Below are 231 nucleotides of genomic sequence, written 5' to 3'. Positions count from 1 at the left end.
GATGGTGGACGAGATCTCGGCCTTCATGCAGTCCGGGGAGCGCACCGTGCTCTTCGCCACGCACGTCATGGAGGAGGTGAGCCGCCTGGCGGACTACGTGGTTTTACTGAGCGCCGGGGAGTTCCTGGGGTTCTACGAGAAGGACGCGCTGCTTGAGGAGTGGCGGGCCTTCTGGGTGGAGAGCCCGCCGGATCGGGCTGTCCCCGGCGTCGTGAGCGTGGAGGAGGCTGG

At 67.1% G+C, this 231-nt stretch carries 1 protein-coding gene; it reads left to right on the top strand.

The window, feature by feature from the left end:
- Nucleotides 1-231: ABC transporter ATP-binding protein (locus tag HKX41_13875; protein ID NNC25221.1), on the top strand; the 231-nt coding region annotated here is incomplete at both ends.

Origin of the sequence: Salifodinibacter halophilus (assembly GCA_012999515.1) — a bacterium.
Taxonomy (GTDB): Bacteria; Pseudomonadota; Gammaproteobacteria; order Nevskiales; family Salinisphaeraceae; genus Salifodinibacter; species Salifodinibacter halophilus.
Note: the sequence above shows the minus strand (reverse complement) of the source record. Positions and strands in the feature narration are given on the sequence as shown.